The sequence below is a fragment of the Sinorhizobium americanum genome, assembly GCF_001651855.1.
In the GTDB taxonomy this organism is placed as follows: Bacteria; Pseudomonadota; Alphaproteobacteria; order Rhizobiales; family Rhizobiaceae; genus Sinorhizobium; species Sinorhizobium americanum.
Window position 1 is genome coordinate 112,524 of sequence record NZ_LNQC01000071.1, and the last position, 21,006, is coordinate 133,529.

Below are 21,006 nucleotides of genomic sequence, written 5' to 3' on the forward strand. Positions count from 1 at the left end.
GTCGCTGTGACACTTGAAATTGCTGCATAATATCCCTGCCATAAGGCTGGGGATCATGCAGGAGGGGTAATGAGGGCGGTGTGTTGCAATGACTTCAGGAGCGGACCTACTAAGGGTTGAGGGTCTGCGGATCACATTCTCCGTGCTTGGCGGCAATGTGGAGGCCGTCCGGGGAGCGAATTTCAGGATTTTGCCAGGCAAGGTGACGGCGCTCGTCGGCGAGTCCGGCTCGGGCAAGTCAGCGATCAGCCAGGCGATAATGGGCATTCTGCCGACTGTCGCTAAGGTGGGCGGCCGGGTCTTGTTCAACGATACCGCGGCCGGGGCAAAGCCGGTCGACCTGCTCTCGCTCGAAACCGACGGCAGCGAGATCCAGGAAATCCGCGGTGCGCGGATCAGCAAGATCTTCCAGGAGCCGATGACCTCGCTGTCGCCCCTCCACACGATCGGCAACCAGATTTCCGAAGTGCTGAAGATCCACACAGACGCTGACAAGGCGGAGCGGCGGGCGCGAACCGAGGAGCTTCTGGGCTATGTCGGTTTCGGCAATCCGAAGCGGGCATACGACATGTACCCGTTCGAGCTTTCCGGGGGCATGCGCCAGCGGGCGATGATCGCCATGGCGCTGATCTGCCGCCCGGCACTGCTGATCGCCGACGAGCCGACGACGGCGCTCGACGTGACGGTGCAGGCGCAAATCCTGCAGCTGCTGCGCGAGCTCCAGTCGAAGCTCAACATGGCCATGCTGTTGATCACGCACGACCTCGGCGTCGTCGCCAACATGGCCGACGAGGTCGTCGTCATCTATCACGGCGACATCGTCGAGGCCGGACCGGTCGACGCGATCTTCCGCAATCCGCAGCATCCCTATCTGAAGGGGCTGATGGCGGCTGTGCCGCATTTCGACATGAAGCCGGGCGAAAGGCTGAAGGCGCTTCGCGAAGTGCCGGTCAAGGCCGGGACGCTCCTCGGAACCCAGCACGTCAAGAAGGCGGCCGGACCGGATGTCCTCGTCTCGGTCCGCAACCTGTGCAAGACGTTTTCGACGCGCTCGTCCGGTTGGTTCGGCAGCGGCACCACGTCGCGCCACCGCGCCGTCGACGATGTCAGCTTCGACATCCGTCGCGGCGAGTGCCTGGGGCTGGTCGGCGAAAGCGGCTGCGGCAAGACGACCGTCAGCAAGATCCTGATGCGGGCGGTGACGCCGGACCAGGGTTCGGTCACCTTCGACGACGGGGAGGGGGCGGTCGACGTCCTGAAGCTCGATGGCGCTGAGCTCAAGGCGCTACGCTCCAAGATCCAGATGGTCTTCCAGGACCCGGTCTCGTCGCTTTCGCCGCGGATGACGGTCAAGAACATCCTCAGCGAACCGCTCGAGATCCACGGGCGCGGTGATCCGAAGTCGCGGGTCGAGACCGTCCGTTCGCTGCTGCAGGCGGTCGGGCTCGACCAGCGTTTCATCAACCGCTATCCGCACAGCTTCTCCGGCGGTCAGAGGCAGCGCATCGGCATCGCCCGGGCGCTGGCGCTGGTGCCGCAGCTCCTGATCTGCGACGAGCCCGTCTCGGCTCTCGACGTCTCTGTTCAGGCCCAGATCCTCAACCTTCTCAAGGATTTGCAGAAGGAACTCGGCCTGACTATGCTGTTCATCTCGCACAATCTGGCGGTGGTCGACTACATGGCCGATCGGATCGCCGTGATGTGTTCGGGGCGGATCGTCGAGCTCGCACCGCGCGAGGTGCTGATGCGCAATCCGGTTCATCCCTATACGAAATCACTGCTGGCAGCCGTGCCCTATCCCGATCTGGATCGCAAACTCGACTTCGACGCGCTCCAGGCGAGCGGGTGTTCGGACCAGCGTCAGTGGGGAGCGCAATTCTCGGACGGCGGCGAGGAGAACGCTCTCTTTCCGGCTGATCTTGGCGGAGGTCATTACGTGCTCGCCAGGAAATCGGCAGATGCCAGGGAGTTACGCCCGTGATTACCCGCAGAACAGCACTCGCCATCCTCGCTTCCACCGCGCTACCGAAAGTCCTCGTCGCCGCCGCGGGCGGCGTCGATGCCTTGGCGCCGCTCGTCGCCGAGGGCAAGCTTCCGCCGCTCAACGAACGACTGCCGAAGACGCCGCGGGTGATCAACGTCGCGGCCTTGGGGAGACAGCCCGGCCGGCACGGCGGAACGATCCGCAGCCTGATCGGCAGCGCCAAGGACATCCGCCTGATGACGATCTACGGCTATGCCCGGCTGGTCGGCTACGACGAGGCGCTCAACCTCCACCCGGACGTCCTCGAACGCTTCGAGACGGTCGAGGACCGGATTTTCACATTCCACCTGCGCGAGGGACACAAGTGGTCGGACGGCACGCCGCTGACCGCCGAGGACTTCCGCTACTGTTTCGAGGACGTGCTGCTCAACGAGGACCTGTCGCCGGCCGGCCTTCCGACGGCCATGGTCATGGACGGCCAAGCGGCGAAGTTCGAGGTCCTCGACGAGCGCACGCTGCGCTACTCCTGGGCGATGCCCAATCCGGATTTCCTGCAGAAGCTGGCGGCGCCGCAGCCGCTGGTGCTTGCCATGCCCTCGGCCTATCTCAAGCAGTTCCATAAGAAATACCAGGACGAGGACAAGCTGAAGGCGCTGATGAAGGAGGAGCGGGTCAAGAAATGGCACCAGCTCCACCAGCGCATGGCGCGCTCCTATAGGCCGGAAAACCCGGACCTGCCGACCCTCGACCCCTGGCGCAACACGACGCCGCTGCCAGCCGAACAATTCATCTTCGAGCGCAATCCCTTCTTCCATCGCGTCGACGAGAATGGCCTGCAACTGCCCTACATCGACAAATTCGTGCTGAGCGTCAGTTCGTCGGCGCTCATCCCGGCGAAGACCGGCACGGGCGAAAGCGACCTGCAGGCGGCGGGCATCGACTTCGTCGACTATACCTACCTCAAGGATGCCGAAAAGCGTTATCCCGTGAAGGTCAAACTGTGGAAGAAGACCACCGGCTCGCGCCTGGCGCTGCTTCCGAACCTCAATTGCGCCGATCCGGTGTGGCGGCCGCTCTTGAGAGACGTGCGGGTCCGCCGCGCCCTGTCGCTGGCGATCGACCGGCGTGAGATCAACATGGCGGCCTTCTACGGGCTGACCAAGGAGAGCGCCGATACGGTCCTGCCGGATAGTCCGCTGTTCCGTCCCGAATTCGCGAGCGCCTGGATCGCCCACGATCCCGACCAGGCCAACGCCCTGCTCGATGAGGCGGGCCTTGCGAAACGCGACAGCGACGGCATCCGCATCCTTCCCGACGGCCGGCGTGCGCAGATCGTCGTGGAAACGCCCGGCGAAAGCACGCTCGACACGGACGTGCTGCAGCTCATCACCGACTACTGGCAGAAGGTCGGCATCTCGCTCTTCATCCGCACCTCGCAGCGCGACACGTTCCGCAGCCGGGCGGTCGGCGGCGAGATCGTCATGTCTATGTGGTTCGGCATCGACAACGGCGTGCCGACGGCGGACATGAACCCGGGCCAGCTCGCTCCGACCGCCGACGACCAGCTGCAATGGCCGGTATGGGGCCTAAACTATATTTCGCACGGCGAAATGGGCGAGGCACCCGACCTGGAACCGGTGGTCGAGCTGCTCGCCTTGCTCAAGCGCTGGCGGCATTCCGCCGACGACGCGGAGCGGGCCGACATCTGGAGGCAGATGCTGTCCATCTATACGGACCAGGTCTTCTCGATCGGCCTCGTCAACGCTTCGCTGCAGCCGATCCTCGTTTCGACGAAGCTGCGCAACATGCCGGACGAGGCGCTGTGGGGCTTCGATCCGACGAGCTATTTCGGCGTCTACAAGGCCGATACCTTCTGGCTGGAACAGGATAGCTGAGATGCTGCGGTACATCCTCTGGCGCATCGCGGTGATGGTGCCGACCTTGCTCATCATCTCGGCGCTGGTCTTCACCATCATCGAGCTGCCGCCGGGTGACTATTTCGAAAGCTATATCGCCGAGCTGAGGGCGCAGGGCGAAGGCGTCGACATGGAGCAGATCGAGTCGCTGCGGCAACAATACGGCTTCGATCAGCCGCCGCTGCTGCGCTACGTCTATTGGGTCGGCGGCATGCTGCAGGGCGATTTCGGCTATTCCTTCGAATATGAGTTGCCGGTGAGCGAGGTTGTCGGAGACCGGCTTTGGCTGACGATCCTGGTGTCGTTCTTCACGATCATTTTCACCTGGATCATCGCCTTCCCGATCGGCATTTATGCCGCGACCAATCAATACAGCTGGGGCGACTATGGTCTCTCGCTCGTCGGCCTCATCGGCATCGCCATCCCGAATTTCATGCTGGCGCTGATCCTCATGTATTTCGCCAATATCTGGTTCGGCACCTCGATTGGCCACCTGATGGACCAGAAATACCTTTCCGAGCCGATGAGCTGGGAGAAGGCGAAATCGATCCTCGAACACATCTGGATCCCGGTGATCATCGTCGGCGCCGCGGGCACGGCCGGGATGATCCGGCGCTTGAGGGCGAACCTGCTCGACGAATTGCAGAAGCAATATGTGGTGACCGCCCGGGCCAAAGGCCTCTCGCGGACCCGGACGCTCGTCAAATACCCGCTGCGGATGGCGCTCAACTTTTTCATCTCAGACATCGGCTCGATCCTGCCGGCGATCATTTCCGGTGCTGAAATCACCGCGATCGTGCTGTCGCTCGAGACCACCGGGCCGATGCTGATCAAGGCACTGCAAAGTCAGGACATGTATCTCGCCGGGTCGTTCCTAATGTTCCTGGCGTTCCTGACCGTCATCGGCGTCCTGATTTCCGACCTCGCGCTCGCCGTCCTCGACCCCAGAATTCGCCTGCAAGGCAGGAGCACCAAGTGACGTCACCGATTCCTGCCCCGGGCGAACCGCTACCGCATTACGTGTCGACCGCCCCGTTCGATCCCTATTCCGTCGAGGTGATGACGGAGGAGCAGGTGCGCGTCAATCAGGCGTCGCAGCTGCGGCTGATGTGGTGGAAGTTCAAGCGGCACAAGGTTGCGCTGGTGTCCGGCATCTTCCTGGCGGTGCTCTACGGGATGATTCTCATCTGTGAGTTCCTGGCGCCCTACAACCTGCACACGCGCAACATGGATTTCATCTACGCGCCGCCGCAGCGCGTGCATTTCTTCCATGAGGGAGACTTCGTCGGCCCCTTCGTCTACGGACGGACGATGCAGCTCGACATGGATACGTTGAAGCGGAACTACACGGACAACCGGGCGGACGTCCAGCCGATCCGCTTTTTCTGCCGCGGCGACAGCTATCGCTTCTGGGGACTTTTCGAAAGCAACCTGCATCTCGTCTGCCCGGCGGAAAACGGCCAGATGTTCCTGCTCGGCAGCGACCGGCTCGGGCGGGACGTGCTGTCGCGCATCATCTACGGCGCGCGGATCTCGCTGACGATCGGCCTCCTCGGCATTACCGTGAGCTTTGTACTGGGCATCGTCATCGGCGGCTTTGCCGGCTATCACGGCGGCGTTTTCGACCTCGTCGTGCAGCGGCTGATCGAAGTTCTGCAGTCGATACCGAGCATTCCGCTGTGGCTGTCGCTGGCGGCGATCATGCCGGCGACCTGGAGCCCGATCTTCATCTATCTCGGCATAACCGTCATTCTTGGGCTTCTCGACTGGACCGGGCTGGCGCGTGCCGTCCGCTCCAAGCTGCTGGCGCTGAGGGAAGAGGACTATGTGCTTGCCGCGCAGCTGATGGGGGCGAAAAGCAGCCGCATCATCGGTCGGCATCTCGTGCCGGGCTTCATGTCGCATCTCATCGCGACGGCGACGATCTCCATTCCCGGCATGATCCTCGGCGAGACGGCGCTCAGCTTCCTCGGCCTTGGGCTCCGCCCGCCGATCACCAGCTGGGGCATTCTGCTGACCGAAGCAAAGAGTGTCAGCGTGATTGCCTTCTATCCTTGGCTGCTGTTTCCGACTATACCAGTCATTCTTGTGATATTGGCGTTCAACTTCCTGGGAGACGGGTTGCGCGACGCCGCAGATCCCTACAAATAGCCCCGGTACCGCCGCTCGGTCCAACAACAGGTGCTGCAGCGGACTTGGCGTTTCCACGTGTGAGAGAAAGGTTCTTCGTATGATACGGCGCTTCGAAGATGCCCGGATTCTCATGTACAGCCACGATACCTTCGGCCTCGGTCATCTCCGGCGCTGTCGCGCGATCGCGCATGCGCTCGTCGAGGACTACAGCGGCCTGCAGGTGCTGATCATTTCCGGGGCAACCATCGCCGGCGCCTTCGACTATCGGGCCCGCGTCGACTTCGTGAAGATCCCCAGCGTCATCAAGCTGAGGAATGGCGAATACACGTCGCTCGACCGCCATATCGACCTGCACGAGACGCTGAAAATGCGCCAGTCGATCATTCGCTCGACCGCCGAGACCTTCAAGCCGGACATCTTCATCGTCGACAAGGAGCCGATGGGGCTGCGCGGCGAGGTCGAGGACACCTTGACCTATCTGAAGACGCATGGGACCCGCTTGGTTCTTGGCCTTCGCGAAATCATGGATGCGCCGCATCTGCTCGAGGAAGAGTGGAAGCGCCGCGACACCATGCGCAAGATCGAGCAGTTCTACGACTCGATCTGGGTCTACGGCCCGCCGGATTTCTATGACCCGCTGGTCGGAATCGACGTGCCGGCGGCGGTGCGCGACCGCATGAATTTCGTAGGCTTCCTGCAGAGGAGCGTTCCGCATGACGGGTTGCCCGACCATCGGCCGGAGGGCGACTATATTCTGGTGACCACCGGGGGTGGCGGCGACGGCGCCGAGCTCATCCACAACGTCATCCACGCCTACCAGCAGGATCCGAACCTCACGCACAATGCGCTTGTCGTCCTCGGCCCCTACATGCCCGCCAAGCAGCGCAACAAGCTGATCCGGAAAGGCGGTCGTATCCCTTTCATCAAGATCATCGAGTTCGACAACCGCATGGAGGAACTGGTCGCCGGCGCCCGAGCCGTGGTCTCGATGGGCGGCTACAACACCTATTGCGAGATACTCTCCTTCGACAAGCCGGCGTTGATCGTGCCGCGCCTGCAGCCGCGAGAGGAGCAATTGATCCGGGCGCGGCGCGCCTCCGAACTCGGCCTGGTCGAGATGTTGCTGCCCCACGAGGCGGAGGACCCGCTGCGCTTCGCCGCGGCGCTCAAGGCCCTGCCGCAGCGTGCGGCTCCCTCCAGCAACAGGAACGACCTGAGGCTCGAGGGCCTTGTCCATATCTCCGGGATCGTCGGAGACTGGCTCGATCGCAGATCGAAAGAACATCTGAGCGTCGTCAAGCAGACAAGCTGAAATATCCGTGCCCGAAACTCGTAAGATCGCCGTTATCCTGAAGGGCTACCCACGCCTTTCAGAGACCTTCATTGCCCAGGAACTGTTGGGCCTCGAAAGGGCGGGGCACGATCTCGTGCTCGTCGCGCTCAGGCGGCCGACGGACGCGAAGCGCCATCCCGTGCATGACGAGATCCGGGCTAAGGTGTTCTATCTCCCGGAGTATCTGCATGAGGAACCCTGGCGGGTGTTTCGCGCGCTGTTGAAGTCGCTGCCGAAGGGCGGCTTCTGGCGGGCACTCCCTCCCTTCACACGCGATCTCCGCCGGGACTGGACGCGCAACCGCTTCCGCCGCTTCGGCCAGGCGCTGGTGCTCTTCGCCGAATGGCCGGCCGGGGCGCGTTGGCTGCATGCACATTTTATCCATACGCCCGCCTCCGTGACCGCCTACGCCAGCATCATGGCCGGCGTTCCCTGGACCTGCTCGGCGCATGCCAAGGACATCTGGACCTCTTCGGACTGGGAGCTGTCGGAGAAGCTCGCGCGCGCCCGCTGGACGGTGACTTGCACGCGCAACGGCTTCGAGCACTTGAAGAGCCTGGCGGTCGAGAGATCCCGGGTGCATCTCAGCTATCACGGCCTTGACCTCGATCGCTTCCCAAGCTTCGAGGGCGATCACTCCAGCCGCGACGGATCCGATCCCGGCGATCCGGTGTGCATCGTCAGTGTCGGGCGGGCCGTGGCCAAGAAGGGCTACGACATTCTCCTCAAGGCGCTGTCGCTGTTGCCTGCCGATCTCAATTGGCGTTTCGACCATATAGGGGCAGGCGATCTGACTAAGGATCTGCGGGGGCTCGCCGACCAACTCGGCCTTGCCCCTCGCGTGGCGTGGCACGGCGCGCTCGATCAGAAGGACGTGCTCGCTCGCTACCGCGAGAGCGACATATTTGCACTTGCCTGCCGGGTTGCGGCCGACGGTGATCGCGACGGCTTGCCGAACGTGCTGGTCGAGGCGTCGAGCCAGCGGCTTGCCTGCGTTTCGACGCGGGTATCCGGCATTCCGGAACTGCTTGAGGATGACCAGAATGGCCTTGTCGTGCCGCCCGAGGATCCGCGCGCCCTCGCCGCCGCGCTCGAGCGGCTCATCCGCGATCCAGTTTCGCGCCGAAGACTTGGCGCTGCGGCGGAAAGGCGCGTGCGGGCCGAGTTCGACCATCACTCCAGCGTCAGCCAGTTGAGCGATCTTTTCGAAAGCGAATGGAGAAGGGCCCCTTGAGCAAGCGGCGCGTTTTTTTCTATGTGCAGCACCTGCTCGGTATCGGGCATATGGCAAGGGCGAGCCGCGTTGCGAAGGCGCTGCTCAAGCGCGGCTTCGACGTGACAATGGTGACCGGCGGCTTGCCCGTTCCAGGCTTTCCCGGAGAGGACATGAGAACAGTTGTCCTGCCGCCGGTGACGGCGGGCGACAAGGGTTTTTCCGGCCTCATCGACGAGGAGGGCAATCCGGTTACGGCCGCGTTCCAGGAGCGTCGCAAGGAGCTGCTCCTGGATGCACTCCGCCGCGCGGAGCCGGACATCGTCATCATCGAGGCGTTTCCGTTCGGCCGACGACAGATGCGCTTCGAGCTCCTGCCGCTACTCGACGCGATCGAGGCGATGGACCGCCGCCCGCTGGTCGCGACTTCGCTGCGCGACATTCTGCAGGAGCGGACGAAGCCAGGCCGGGCCGAAGAGACGGTCGAACTGGTGAAGAAGCATTTCGACCTCGTGCTCGTCCACGGCGACCCGGCTTTCGCGCGGCTCGAGGAGACCTTTCCGCTTGCAGGCGAGATCGCCGAGCGGGTCGCCTATACCGGCCTAGTCGCTCCGCCACCGCCGGACGAGCCCGCCGAGATCTTCGACATCCTGGTTTCCGCGGGCGGCGGGGCCGTCGGCAAGGAACTGATCGGTGCTGCACTCGGGGCGGCTGGGCTCTTGCCGCAAGAGCTCCGCTGGTGCCTGGTAACCGGCCCAAATCTGCCGCAGCCGGACTTCGACGAACTCGCCGCCGCGGCACCGGAAAACGCCAGCCTATTTCGTTTCCGGCAGGATTTCGCAAGCCTCCTCGGCGGCGCGCGCCTTTCGGTCTCACAGGCCGGTTACAACACCGTCTGTGACATATTGCGGGCCGGATGCAACTCGCTGCTCATTCCCTTTACCGCCGGCGGCGAAACCGAGCAGAGCACGCGGGCAACGAGGTTGGAGAGGCTCGGTCTCGCCACCGTTTTGCCCGAGGAAGGAATCACGGCTCAGGAACTCGCCCGCCGGGTGCAAACATCGCTTGCGCGCTCGAAACCCGATATCCCGCCGATCGATCTCGACGGGGCCGACAATACGGCGACAATTATCGAGGAGCGTCTGAAGCGGCCGGAAGGCGTCACACCGTCCCGATCAGCATGAAGCGGGTATATTTCTTCATCGGCAACGCGCCGGCGAAATCGACCCGGGAAAGGCCGGCCTTGGCCTGAAATTCCTCGAGCGAGGAAACGCAGTTGATGTGGGTCGGCTCGCTGAAATAGTCGTTCGACTGCAGCAGCACACGGGTGCCGGAGGGGAGGAGGCCGAGCCATGCGCCAAGATCGGCGATGTGCTCGCAACTCGTGTTGATGACGAGATCGGCATCCAGGCCGCGATAGTCGATCTGATACATGTCCGCCGTGACGGCGCGAAACCGGTCGCCGAAACCGGCATTCAGCGTCAGCGCCACCTGCTCGACCGCCGGATCAATGTCGAAGCTGTCGATCGCAGCGATCGTGAAGCGCCGATCCTCCAGCAGCATGGCCGGCAGAATACCGTACCAGCCGCCGAGAACAACGATCCTGCCATAGTCGGAACCGGCACTCGTCAAGAGCTCATCGCGTGCCCAGAGCTTGCAGAGAACCTGCTTGTGGTTGAAGGCATTGGCGATATTCGCTTCGGGATGCTTCGCAATGACCTTCGCTATGCCGGCGACCAGCGTGCTGCCGGAGTATGCGGCGAGGCCCCGCGCGAGGTCATAACCGTTTTCGTGCCAATCGTCGGATGTGCGGGGGGAGTGGCTGGCATGCGTCATGCGGCTGTTGTAAGCTCAGGGTGCGGCAAGCGCAAGGCGCGCAAGAACACCGCGACTGATGGGTTTGCCGAAAGAGCGGAGTCGCGCCGGAACGACAGGACAGATCGATATCCGGCAGAAGAAGTTTGCTCGGATCTCCGGGCACTTGACATGGAGCATGCCTCTGCTCTCATGGCAGGCAGTCACCGAGTTCGTGGAAGAGACGAACCATTGAAGATCTGGTGGAGAGAAACCATTTGCGCCTAGCGTCCGCCTCCGGAGCGGCCCTGCGATCCCGAATTTCAGATTAGGTCTCATTATCCTCCCATGGAACCCCGTCTTTCCCGCTACATCTGGACCCATACCCGAAAGTCGCAGCTCTGGATCCTCCTGATCGTGGCGCTGTCGATGATCCCCTATTTCATGTCTTTCGACCTGCCGAAGCAGATCGTCAACGGGCCGATCCAGGGACAGGGCTTCGAGACGCCCGGAGCGACCCAGCTCTTCCTGCCGATTTCCTTCAGCCTGCCGTATTTTGGCGAGGTCAATCTGTTTTCGGGAATCGAACTTGGGCGGCAGGGGACGCTGCTGGCACTCAGTCTCGTCTTTCTCCTGCTGGTGATCATCAACGGGCTATTCAAGTTCTACATCAACACTTACAAGGGCCGGCTCGGCGAACGGCTCCTCAGACGCATCCGTTTCGAGCTCGTCGATCGCGTGCTGCGCTTCCCGCCGCATCACCTGAAGCGCGTGAAGCCCGCAGAAATCTCGACGATGATCAAGGATGAAGTGGAGCCGATGGGCGGCTTCACCGGCGACGCTTTCGTGCAGCCTGCGCTGCTCGGCGGCCAGGCGCTGACGGCGCTGATCTTCATCCTGATCCAGAGCTTCTGGCTCGGCATCATCGCCTTTGTCATCGTCGCGATCCAGGCGATAATCATTCCGCGCATGCGCCGGCGCCTGCTGGTGCTCGGCCGCGAGCGGCAGCTGACGGCACGCGAGCTCTCCGGACGGGTCAGCGAAATCGTCGATGGCATCGGCACGATCCGCGGCCATGATACGTCCAACTACGAGCGAGCCGACATTGCCGCTCGCCTCGGCCGGATTTTCAAGATCCGCTACGACCTTTACCAGTGGAAGTTCCTGGTGAAGTTCCTGAACAACTTCCTCGCCCAGGTCACGCCGTTTCTGTTCTATTCGATCGGCGGCTACTTCGCCCTGCAGGGGCGCCTCGACATCGGCCAGCTGGTCGCGGTGATCGGTGCCTACAAGGACCTGCCGGGACCGCTGAAGGAACTGATCGATTGGGACCAGGCGCGCCAGGACGTGCAGGTCAAATACACCCAGGTCGTCGAACAGTTCAGCGTCGAACCTTTGATCGACCCGAAGGTGCAGGAGGTTTCCGTTGCATCGCCTCCGGTGCTCTCCGGCGCGCTTGCTGCCGTCAATCTCACTCTTGCCGATGACGGCGGCGCCAAGCTGATCGAGCATGTCTCCTTTCAGGTGCGCCCGGGCGAGACGGTGGCCGTAACAGGCGGCACCGGCGGCGGCGGAGAGGCTCTGGCCGAGGCGCTTGGCCGCCTGGCCTGGCCCGCAAGCGGCAGAATCGTCGTCGGCGAGGATGATATCCACGAGTTGCCGGAAGCGGTGATCGGACGGCGGATTTCCTATGCTTCCTCCGAGGTCTATGCGTTCCAGGGCAGTCTCGGCGACAATCTGCTCTACGGCCTCAAGCACGCCCCGCTGACCGAGGTTGTCTACGAGGGCGACAAGGCGGCCCATCGCCGGTGGGAACTGCTCGAAGCGAAGCTCGCCGGAAATCCCTCGCTCGACCTCAACAGCGACTGGATCGACTACGGAGCGGCCGGAGCCACGGGGCCGGAGGATCTTTTCGGCAAGATCAGAGCCGTGCTGGACGTGGTGCTACTGACGAATGACATTTCCGCGCTTGCCGTCCGCTCGACGATCAATTCCGTCGAACACGAGGCATTTACGCAAGAAATCGTCGAGATGCGCGCAGCACTCCGCCGGCGTCTCGAGGCCGAGAAGCTCAGCGATCTCGTCGTCTTCTTCGAGCCGGGCTCCTACAATATCGAGGCGACCGTCGGCGAGAACCTGCTCTTCGGCACGGTGACGGACCGAGCTCGGTGGGAGGAGGCGCTCGAGAACCATCCGTTCTTCAAGACGGTGCTGAAGCGGGCGGGTCTGCACGAGACCTTCTACGAGATGGGGCTGGAAATCGCCGAGAACGTCGTCGAACTGTTCCGCGACCTGCCGCCGGATCATCCGTTCTTCCAGCAACTGACCTTCATGACCAGCGACGAAATCCCGGGCTATGAAGCACTTCTGCAGAAGGTGAGAGGCCGTCCGCTCGAGGAGGTCTCGGAGGAGGACGCGATCCGGATCATCCGGCTATGCTTCGGCTATATCGAGCCGCGGCATCGCTTCGGCCTTTTGACCGAGGAGCTGATGCAAAAGATCGTCGAGTCACGGCGGGAATTCAGCGACGGTCTGCCTGCCGATCTCGTCGGTATTATCGAGCACTATCAGCCGAACCGATACATGGCCTCGGCCACCATTCTCGACAACGTGCTTTTCGGCCGTATCGGCCATAAGCACACGGACGGGTCGGACAAGATCAGGGCGATCGTCCGCGATCTCTTCGAAGCGCTCGGCCTCTACAACAAGGTGCTGGCCTTCGGTCTCGATTTCGATGTCGGCGCCGGCGGCAAGCGGCTGACCGCCGGCCAGCGGCAGAAGCTCAATCTGGCACGCAGCCTGATCCGGCTTTCGGATTTCTATATCATCAACCAGCCGCTGCTGGCGCTCGACCAGCGCACCCAGGACCAGATCACCCGCAACGTGTTCGCCTTCCTGCACGACGAGAAGCGCGACCCGGCGATCGTGTGGGTGCTTTCCAATCCGGCCCTATCGGAACTCTTCGATCGCGTCGTGCATTTCGAAAATGGCCGGTTGGTGCACGAGGAAACTGTGGAAGCGCCGTCAAAAGACAGCGACTATAAGGAACTGGCGTCTTGATGTAATATTAGCATAGGGTGGCAGGCGTAATTTCCCGGCCGGTCGGGAACGGACGCCTCGCGCCCGCGACACATTAGGAGAAGCGGACTGATATGCTCCTGAAAGACGAAGTGGAAATGTTGCGCCGGATTACGCTTTTTTCCGGCCTGCCACCTGCGAAACTCAAGCTTCTCGCTTTCACCTCCGATCGGGTGATGTACAGCGCCGGCGAAAACCTGTTCCACCAAGGAGATATCGGCGACGCGGCCTATGTCATTCTCTCCGGCAAGGCCGACGTCTTGGTTTCGACGCAGACGGGGCAGTTGAAGGTCGCCGAGGTGGAGCAGAATTCGATCGTCGGCGAGATCGCCATCCTCTGCAACACGCCGCGTACCGCTACTATCCAGACGACCACCCCGCTCGAAGCCCTGCGCATTCGCAAGGACGATTTCCTGAAGCTGCTGGCCGATTTTCCGGAAATGGCGGTGGAGATCATGCGTGTGCTCGCCGACCGCCTCAGCCAGACCACTTCCGAGCTCACCGAAGCCCGTAGCCGCGCTCAACGGGCCGAGGCATAGGTTTCCCAGGTATTTCCGAAGTTGGTCCGCCGACAGGTTGTGCGGCCTTGCGGATTTATTCCGGTTCCGATTTCCGGAATCATGCAGTAGAGAGGCGCCATGCGCGCCATAACCTATTTCGAAAAGACCGTTCACTTCCCCGACAAGCCGGAAAAGAAACGCTTTTTCGCCCGCCTCCAGGCTGGTCAATGGGAACCTGGCACCTTCCAGAACATCGCGCGCCTGGTCGACGAAAAAACCACCTTCATCGACATCGGCGGCTGGATCGGCGTCACCCCCTATTGGGCGGCGCAGATCGCCAACAATGTCATCGTCGTCGAGCCCGATCCGGTGTGCTTCGGCATCCTGACTGAGATGAAGGCCGGCAATGCCGGCGAGGTGGAACTCGTCAACGCCGCGCTCTCGCAAGACGAGCGCCTGGTGCTCAATTCCGTCGGCGGCGGCTTCGGCAGTTCGGAGACGTCGGCGCTGATCGCCGACGAGACCGGCATGGCGATCACTGCCGAAACGATCACGATCGAGAAGCTCCAGGCGATGGCGAAGACCGAGCGCCTCTGCTTCAAGATCGACATCGAAGGTTACGAATACAAGGCGCCCGACCAATTCCGGGCGATTGACCGCGAGCGAACGGCGGGGGTGCTTCTGGCGGTGCATCCGCAGATCCTGGCTGCCTCGCTCTCCGGTCCTGCGGTGTTGCGAGCCATCCGGACCATGGCCGCGACGGTGCGTTTGGTTCGCAGCTTTCGCGGATTTCGCCTGGAGAACAGGTCGGCAATCTTTACGGCATTACGCAAGTCGATCGCGCGGCGCGAACTCAAAGGCTTCGACCTGCTCTTCCTTCCCAAGTGAGTAAGGGACGGCGTGTCAGATTGCCGGTCGGACGCTATGGAAGATGGTCGGCGCCGCGCCTGGTATCCTGCTGAAGGCATAGACTTCATAGGCGGCTTGCGGATCGTCGCCCATGCCGAGCGACCCCGCGGGCATGCCGGGCACTGCGAGACCCGCAATGTCCGGGCGCTCCGCGAGCAATTTTCTGAGCGCCTCGAGTGGCACGTGCCCCTCGATCAAATAGCCGTCGAGCACGGCCGTGTGACAAGCCTCCATGTCCGGCGGAACGGCAAAGCGCCGCTTGATCGCGGTCATGTCGCTTTCATTGTGGACTTCGACCACGAGGCCCGCTGCCCTCATGGCGGCAGTCCAGCTTTCGCAGCAGCCGCAGAGCGGGTCCTTGTAGATCACCATGCGCCCGGGGCTTGCAAGCGCGATCGGGGACCGGAGCAAAAAGAGAAACGCGCCCGCCAGTGTGCCGGCCAGGAATTCTCTGCGTCGGATTGTCATGGGATCACTCCTTCCCTGGCGCTGTTCGTTCCGGCGCGCCGCCGCCGACCATGAAATTAGACGCCGAGGCGGTCAGCGTGTCGATTCACCAGATCGCCGCACGCGCACTGGCTCAACGCCGCCACGACCGAAACGCGCCGGCTCAAGCAGCTTCCCCGGTCCGCTATCCGCATCGGCAAGATCGTCGATAATCGGGCAGTCCGGTCGCGCGTCGCCGTGGCAATGGGCCGCAAGGTGTTTCAACGTCAGGCTCATCGCCTTCAGTTCCTCCGCCTTGCGCTCCAGTAGCGCGACTTGATCGAGCGCAATCTTTTTCACCTCGCTGCTGGCGCGCGAGCGATCGCGCCAAAGTGCCAGAAGATCCGCCATCTGCTCGACGGTGAAGCCGAGGTCGCGGGCCCGCCGGATGAACCGCAGCGTGTGGACGTCGTTGTCGCCGTAGTTGCGATAGCCGGAAAGAGTCCTGTCGGCCGGCGGAATGAGGCCGATCTTCTCATAGTAGCGGACCATCTTCGCCGAAACGCCCGAGGCGCGTGCGAGATCGCCGATGTTCATATCGTCACCCTTTCGACATTCGGCAGGTAAGCCGAAATATAGGAATTCGCCGGCGCGAACGCCAATGAGGACCGCTGCCGTTCACGCCTGCCGCTCCGGAGTCCGGAATCCCTTGAGGCGCAGGGCATTGCCGACCACGAAGACGCTGGAAAGTGCCATTGCTCCGGCGGCAAAGACCGGCGAGAGCAGGACGCCATAGCCGGGATAGAGCGCCCCGGCGGCCACCGGAATGAGCACCACGTTATAGGCGAAGGCCCAGAACAGGTTCTGCTTGATGTTGCGGATCGTCGCCTTCGAAAGGGCGATCGCATTCGGCACGCCGACGAGATCGCCGGACATCAGCACCACGTCTGCGCTCTCGATTGCGACATCGGTACCGGTGCCGATCGCGATCCCGACATCGGCGGCGGCAAGCGCCGGCGCGTCGTTGATCCCGTCGCCGACGAAGGCGACTTTGCGGCCTTCCGCCTGCAGGCGCTTGACCGCCGCGGCCTTGCCGTCCGGCAACACCTCGGCGAGCACCTCGTCGATGCCGAGTCGACGGGCGATCGCCTCGGCCGTCCGGCGATTGTCGCCGGTGACCATTGCGATCTTCAGGCCGAGGTCATGCAGCGCCCGAATCGCCTGCGGCGTCGTCTCCTTCAGCGGATCGGCAACCGCGACGATGGCGGCGAGCCTGCCGTCGATTGCCGCATAGAGCGGACTCTTGCCTTCGTCCGCGAGCCGGGCGGCCTCCGAGGCAAACGGCGAGACGTCGAGGCCGAGCCGCGCCATCAGCCTGTCGGCGCCAATGTGGACGTCCTTTCCGGCAACCTCGGCTCGGGTGCCGAAACCGGGAATGGCTTCGAACTTTTCAGGCTCGGCCAATTCAAGGCCGGTGGCCCGGGCCGCGGCAACGATCGCTTCGGCGATCGGGTGTTCGGAGCGTGCTTCGGCGGCGGCGATCAAAACCAGGACGGCGTTGCGCTCGAAGCCGGGTGTGGTCTCGAGATCGGTCAGCCGCGGCCGCCCCTCGGTCAGGGTGCCGGTCTTGTCGATGGCGATGACCGCGGCATTGCGCAAGCTCTGCAATGCTTCACCCTTGCGAAAAAGCACGCCCATCTCGGCGGCCCGGCCGGTGCCGACCATGATCGAAGTCGGCGTCGCGAGACCCATGGCACAGGGGCAGGCGATGATCAGCACCGCAACACCGTTGACCAGAGCGAAGGTGAGGGCCGGGTTTGGTACGAAAACGAGCCAGGTGAGGAAAGTCACCACGGCGACCGCCATTACGGCCGGCACGAACCAGCCGGTGACGCGATCGACGAGCGTCTGGATCGGCAATTTCGCGCCTTGCGCCTGCTCGACCATCCGGATGATCTGCGCAAGAACGGTTTCGGCACCGACCTTGGTGGCACGGAAGGTGAAGGCACCGGTCTTGTTGATCGTGCCACCGACGACATCCGACCCCTTCGTCTTTTCCACCGGCACGGGCTCGCCGGTGATCATCGATTCGTCGATATAGGATTGGCCGTCGACGACCACGCCGTCGACGGCCACCTTCTCGCCGGGCCGCACCATCACCATGTCGCCGGCGCGCAATTCGGCAACCGGGATTTCCAGCGACTCGCCGTCGCGCCGGACGCGCGCCGTCTTCGGCTGCAGGCTCATCAGGTGCTTGATCGCCTCCGATGTGCGGCCTTTGGCGCGCGCTTCGAGCAGCCGTCCGAGCAGGATCAGCGTGACGATGACAGCTGCCGCTTCGTAGTAGACATTGGCGGTACCAGCCGGCAGAAGCCCGGGCGCAAAGGTGGCGACGAGCGAATAGCCCCAGGCGGCTGCCGTTCCGATCGCCACCAGCGAGTTCATGTCGGGTGCGGCGCGCAACAGCGCAGGCACTCCCTTCGCGAAGAAGCGGAGGCCGGGGCCGAAGAGAACGATCGTCGCCAGAGCGAACTGCAGGTATCGGCTCTCCGCCATGCCGATGCGGCTCATCACCAAATCATGGATCGGCTGAACGAAGTGCGACCCCATTTCGAGGACGAAGACCGGAAGCGTCAGAAGCGCGGCCGCCACGAAGTCCCACTGCAGCCGTCTCAGTTCCTGGTTGCGCTTTTCTCCCTCGCGGTCGATATCCTGATCACTGCCGCGTTGACGTGCCTCGTAACCGACGCCGCGAACCGCCTCCACCAGCAGTTCGGTGGAGGCGAGCCCCCTGACCAGCCGGATCGAGGCCCTCTCGCTGGCAAGATTGACATTCGCCTCGACGACGCCGGGGACGGCCCTCAGCGCCTTCTCGACGCGCCCCACGCAGGAGGCGCAACTCATCCCCTCGATGTCGAGCTCAAGCGCATCTTCAACCGCTTCGTAACCGAGATTCTCGATCGCCTTGATAATCTCGGATGGTTTCGCCGTCTCATCGAAGCGAATGTCGGCGCGCTCCGTTGCCAGGTTGACGGAGGCGGAAACCACCCCCGGCACGGTCCTAATCGCCTTCTCGACGCGCGCGACGCAGGAGACGCAGTTCATGCCCTCCACGGAAAGGCTGACGTTTTGCGTGCTTTCCACATGCCTCGTTCCGGCGGCGTTCAGGGATCCCATGCTTATGTTCCTTGATCATATCTGTCCCTGAGGATGGGCCTTCCAACGATGGGAAGGTCAAGGCCGACATGCACGTTTCGGAAAAAATTCGGGGATCATCGATCGCTGCCGGTGATCAAAGGGCCGTGTGAGCTTCAAGTGCGCCCTTAGCCCCAGCCGGTTGATTTTTTCGTTCAGTGTCCGCTGCGGAGTCTGAAGGAGATCCGCTGCTTTTCGCGTGGCGCCGCAGCGCGTCAACGCGTCTTCGATCAAGGTTTGTTCATAGGCAGCCACCCGGTCTCCCAGTGCCATATCTCCGATCTCAAGCGCTGCCCGAACACGCCTGCGCGAGCTCTCAGGATCAAATCGTCAATGCCACCGAGGTTGACACTTATATGATAAGTGCATACTAAAGGCATCAAGTTAATCTTGCCGTTTTGCCTATGCGGACGGGTGAAGAAACCGGGGGAATAAGCGGTGAAAAACAGCCCTTCAAATTGCCGGGTTGGCGTCGATATTGGCGGCACGTTTACGGACATCGCCCTCGATCTGGACGGGATTCTTCACTCCACCAAGGTGCTGACCGACTACACGGCGCCCGAGCGGGCGATCTTGAAGGGTGTAAAGGCCGTTGCTGAAATGGCAGGGATTGCTCTGTCGGAGATCGGCATTCTCATTCACGGCACCACGCTCGCCACAAATGCGCTGATCGAGCGGCGCGGAGCCAAGACGGCACTGGTGACGACGGAAGGGTTTCGCGATGTGCTGGAAATGCGCACGGAGAACCGCTTCGAGCAATACGATCTGAACATCTCGCTGCCGCCCGCGCTGATTGCCCGCGCAGATCGTTTCGTCGTGCGCGAGAGGATGAATGCGGCCGGCAAAGTTCTTCTGTCGCTGAACGATGCATCCGTCGCGGCAGTCATCGAGAAGATCTCGGACGGCGGTTATGAAAGTGTCGCCATTGGCTTCATCCATGCCTATGCCAACGGCGCGCATGAGGTTGCGGTGCGCGACGCAATCCTCAGGCGTCTGCCGCATGTCTCCGTCTCGATTTCCTCCGAAGTTTCCCCGCAGATGCGCGAGTTCGAGCGCTTCAACACGGTCTGCGCCAATGCCTATGTGAAGCCGGCGATCAAGTCCTATCTCGACCGGCTCGTGGTGTCGCTGCAGGAGATCGGCGTCGGCTGCCCGGTCTTCATGATCCATTCGGGCGGCGGCATCGTCTCGGTGGAAAGCGCGTCGGAGTTCCCGGTGCGGTTGGTGGAATCCGGTCCCGCGGGCGGGGCGATCTTCGCGGCAGACATTGCCCGGCGTCATGGTCTCGACACAGTGCTCTCCTTCGACATGGGCGGCACCACCGCCAAGATCTGCCTGATCGAGAACCAGGTGCCGAAGACGGCCAAAACCTTCGAGGTCGCCCGCACCTACCGCTTCCGCAAGGGTTCCGGCATGCCGATCTCGATTCCGGTGGTCGAGATGGTCGAGATCGGTGCGGGCGGCGGTTCGATCGCCAGCGTCGACGGCATGCGTCAGATCCGTGTCGGACCGCACTCCGCCGCTTCAGAGCCGGGCCCGGCCTGCTACCAGCGCGGCGGCAAGAACCCGACCGTGACGGATGCCGACCTGATCCTCGGCAAGCTCGATCCGGAGAACTTTGCGGGCGGCGCCATCCCGCTCTCCATCGATGCGAGCCGCAAGGCGATGAGCGACGATATCGGCTCGGTTCTCGCGCTCGATCCGGAAGCTGCCGCCTACGGCACCTGCGAGATGGTGGACGAGAACATGGCCAATGCCGGCCGCGTCCATACGGTCGAGAACGGCAAGAACATCGCCGACTTCACGATGATCACCTTCGGCGGCGCCGGACCGCTGCATGCGGCGCGTCTTTGCGAGAAGATGGGGATTTCCACATTCCTCGTCCCGCCCGGTGCCGGCGTCGGCTCGGCGATCGGTTTCCTCAAGGCGCCGTTCGGCTACGAATCCGTGCGCAGCGCCGTCTTCAACCTGTCGAACTTCGATCACGCGGCGGCGAACCGGCTCCTGGAAGCGATGCTGGCCGAGGCCGGCGGCTTCGTCGACGGCGGCCTCGACGCGGGCGCGCCCATAGTCGAACGCACGCTGTTCATGCGTTACGCCGGCCAGGGCTGGGACATTCCCGTTCCGCTGCAGTCCGCCCCCTTCGACGGCGACAGCGCCAAGACGATCGCGGCGCTGTTCGAGGCCGAATACGAACGCTTCTTCGGCCGCGCCATCGAGGGCCTCGAGATCGAGATCGTCAGCTGGTCGGTCAAGGCAAGTTCGCCGCTGCCGCCGGTTGCTCGCGTTGCCGCCGTTGCCGAAGGCGAGGTGATTGCGCCGACCAAGACGCGCAGGCTGTTTGAGGCGGCTCAAGGGACCTATCTCGAGGCCGGCATTCATGAACGGACGAGCCTGAAGCCCGGCGACGTCGTCAGAGGTCCGGCCGTCATTGTCGAGCGCGAGACCTCCACGGTCATCACTTCTTCCTTCAAGGCCGTCGTCCAGAACGACGGCTGCCTCCTCGTCACCCGGCTTTGAGGATC

Annotated in this window: 15 protein-coding genes; 11 read left to right on the forward strand and 4 right to left on the reverse strand. The window is 62.9% G+C overall.

Features of this window, described 5'->3' with window-relative positions:
• The first annotated feature begins 88 nt into the window (after nucleotides 1-88).
• The 7 genes from ATC00_RS21145 to ATC00_RS21175 all read left to right on the forward strand — a co-directional run bounded on the left by ATC00_RS21145 (nucleotide 89) and on the right by ATC00_RS21175 (nucleotide 9,763).
• Nucleotides 89-1,981, forward strand: coding sequence for an ABC transporter ATP-binding protein (locus ATC00_RS21145; RefSeq protein ID WP_064254265.1), 1,893 nt, complete (start codon nucleotides 89-91; stop codon nucleotides 1,979-1,981).
• Nucleotides 1,978-3,879 carry an ABC transporter substrate-binding protein gene (locus tag ATC00_RS21150; protein WP_064254266.1) on the forward strand — a complete coding sequence of 634 codons (1,902 nt, stop codon included), beginning with the start codon at nucleotides 1,978-1,980 and terminating at the stop codon, nucleotides 3,877-3,879. Before ATC00_RS21145 ends, ATC00_RS21150 begins: the two co-directional genes overlap by 4 nt.
• A gap of 1 nt (nucleotide 3,880) precedes the next feature.
• Entirely contained in the window at nucleotides 3,881-4,879 is a 999-nt protein-coding gene (locus ATC00_RS21155; protein WP_037384592.1) for an ABC transporter permease, read from the forward strand.
• Nucleotides 4,876-6,051 (forward strand): ABC transporter permease, encoded by a 1,176-nt coding sequence (locus tag ATC00_RS21160; protein ID WP_064254267.1) that lies wholly within the window; start codon nucleotides 4,876-4,878, stop codon nucleotides 6,049-6,051. Before ATC00_RS21155 ends, ATC00_RS21160 begins: the two co-directional genes overlap by 4 nt.
• Nucleotides 6,052-6,130: 79 nt before the next feature.
• Nucleotides 6,131-7,345 (forward strand): glycosyltransferase family protein, encoded by a 1,215-nt coding sequence (locus ATC00_RS21165; protein WP_064254268.1) that lies wholly within the window; start codon nucleotides 6,131-6,133, stop codon nucleotides 7,343-7,345.
• Between the two features lie 7 nt (nucleotides 7,346-7,352).
• Nucleotides 7,353-8,600, forward strand: a complete 1,248-nt coding sequence (locus ATC00_RS21170; protein WP_064254269.1) for a glycosyltransferase family 4 protein — start codon at nucleotides 7,353-7,355, stop codon at nucleotides 8,598-8,600.
• Nucleotides 8,582-9,763 carry a glycosyltransferase family protein gene (locus ATC00_RS21175; protein ID WP_064254270.1) on the forward strand — a complete coding sequence of 394 codons (1,182 nt, stop codon included), beginning with the start codon at nucleotides 8,582-8,584 and terminating at the stop codon, nucleotides 9,761-9,763. Before ATC00_RS21170 ends, ATC00_RS21175 begins: the two co-directional genes overlap by 19 nt.
• On the opposite strand, the gene ATC00_RS21180 is transcribed toward ATC00_RS21175, so the two are convergent.
• Nucleotides 9,741-10,415: a hypothetical protein gene (locus tag ATC00_RS21180; RefSeq protein ID WP_064254271.1), complete on the reverse strand. Its 675-nt coding sequence runs from the start codon at nucleotides 10,413-10,415 to the stop codon at nucleotides 9,741-9,743. The genes ATC00_RS21175 and ATC00_RS21180 overlap by 23 nt on opposite strands.
• Before the next feature lie 306 nt (nucleotides 10,416-10,721).
• On the opposite strand from ATC00_RS21180, the gene ATC00_RS21185 reads away from it, so the two are divergent.
• From ATC00_RS21185 to ATC00_RS21195, 3 genes are all read left to right on the forward strand, one after another.
• A complete protein-coding gene (locus ATC00_RS21185; protein ID WP_064254272.1) occupies nucleotides 10,722-13,433 on the forward strand; it encodes an ABC transporter ATP-binding protein in 2,712 nt (903 codons plus the stop codon).
• A gap of 92 nt (nucleotides 13,434-13,525) precedes the next feature.
• Entirely contained in the window at nucleotides 13,526-13,990 is a 465-nt protein-coding gene (locus tag ATC00_RS21190; RefSeq protein WP_037384613.1) for a cyclic nucleotide-binding domain-containing protein, read from the forward strand.
• A gap of 99 nt (nucleotides 13,991-14,089) precedes the next feature.
• Entirely contained in the window at nucleotides 14,090-14,839 is a 750-nt protein-coding gene (locus ATC00_RS21195; protein WP_064254273.1) for an FkbM family methyltransferase, read from the forward strand.
• Between the two features lie 15 nt (nucleotides 14,840-14,854).
• Here ATC00_RS21195 and ATC00_RS21200 read toward each other — a convergent pair whose 3' ends face one another.
• From ATC00_RS21200 to ATC00_RS21210, 3 genes are all read right to left on the reverse strand, one after another.
• Entirely contained in the window at nucleotides 14,855-15,328 is a 474-nt protein-coding gene (locus ATC00_RS21200; protein WP_082912475.1) for a DUF411 domain-containing protein, read from the reverse strand.
• 72 nt (nucleotides 15,329-15,400) lie between these two features.
• On the reverse strand, nucleotides 15,401-15,883 hold the full coding sequence (cueR, locus tag ATC00_RS21205) for a Cu(I)-responsive transcriptional regulator (RefSeq protein WP_064254274.1): 483 nt from the start codon (nucleotides 15,881-15,883) through the stop codon (nucleotides 15,401-15,403).
• A gap of 81 nt (nucleotides 15,884-15,964) precedes the next feature.
• A complete protein-coding gene (locus tag ATC00_RS21210; RefSeq protein ID WP_064254275.1) occupies nucleotides 15,965-18,463 on the reverse strand; it encodes a heavy metal translocating P-type ATPase in 2,499 nt (832 codons plus the stop codon).
• A 456-nt stretch (nucleotides 18,464-18,919) separates the two neighbouring features.
• Here ATC00_RS21210 and ATC00_RS21215 point away from each other — a divergent pair, with 456 nt between their 5' ends.
• Complete coding sequence (locus ATC00_RS21215) at nucleotides 18,920-21,001, forward strand: hydantoinase/oxoprolinase family protein (protein WP_064254276.1); 2,082 nt, start codon at nucleotides 18,920-18,922, stop codon at nucleotides 20,999-21,001.
• Nucleotides 21,002-21,006 lie beyond the last annotated feature (5 nt).

What these genes read in the sequence shown, in the direction of transcription:
- ATC00_RS21145 (WP_064254265.1), top strand. Translation starts at nt 89, where the DNA reads ATGACTTCAGGAGCGGACCTACTAAGGGTTGAGGGTCTGCGGATCACA.
- ATC00_RS21155 (WP_037384592.1), top strand. Translation starts at nt 3,881, where the DNA reads ATGCTGCGGTACATCCTCTGGCGCATCGCGGTGATGGTGCCGACCTTG.
- ATC00_RS21165 (WP_064254268.1), top strand. Translation starts at nt 6,131, where the DNA reads ATGATACGGCGCTTCGAAGATGCCCGGATTCTCATGTACAGCCACGAT.
- ATC00_RS21175 (WP_064254270.1), top strand. Translation starts at nt 8,582, where the DNA reads ATGGAGAAGGGCCCCTTGAGCAAGCGGCGCGTTTTTTTCTATGTGCAG.
- ATC00_RS21180 (WP_064254271.1), bottom strand. Translation starts at nt 10,415, where the DNA reads ATGACGCATGCCAGCCACTCCCCCCGCACATCCGACGATTGGCACGAA.
- ATC00_RS21185 (WP_064254272.1), top strand. Translation starts at nt 10,722, where the DNA reads ATGGAACCCCGTCTTTCCCGCTACATCTGGACCCATACCCGAAAGTCG.
- ATC00_RS21190 (WP_037384613.1), top strand. Translation starts at nt 13,526, where the DNA reads ATGCTCCTGAAAGACGAAGTGGAAATGTTGCGCCGGATTACGCTTTTT.
- ATC00_RS21195 (WP_064254273.1), top strand. Translation starts at nt 14,090, where the DNA reads ATGCGCGCCATAACCTATTTCGAAAAGACCGTTCACTTCCCCGACAAG.
- ATC00_RS21200 (WP_082912475.1), bottom strand. Translation starts at nt 15,328, where the DNA reads ATGACAATCCGACGCAGAGAATTCCTGGCCGGCACACTGGCGGGCGCG.
- cueR (WP_064254274.1), bottom strand. Translation starts at nt 15,883, where the DNA reads ATGAACATCGGCGATCTCGCACGCGCCTCGGGCGTTTCGGCGAAGATG.
- ATC00_RS21210 (WP_064254275.1), bottom strand. Translation starts at nt 18,463, where the DNA reads ATGGGATCCCTGAACGCCGCCGGAACGAGGCATGTGGAAAGCACGCAA.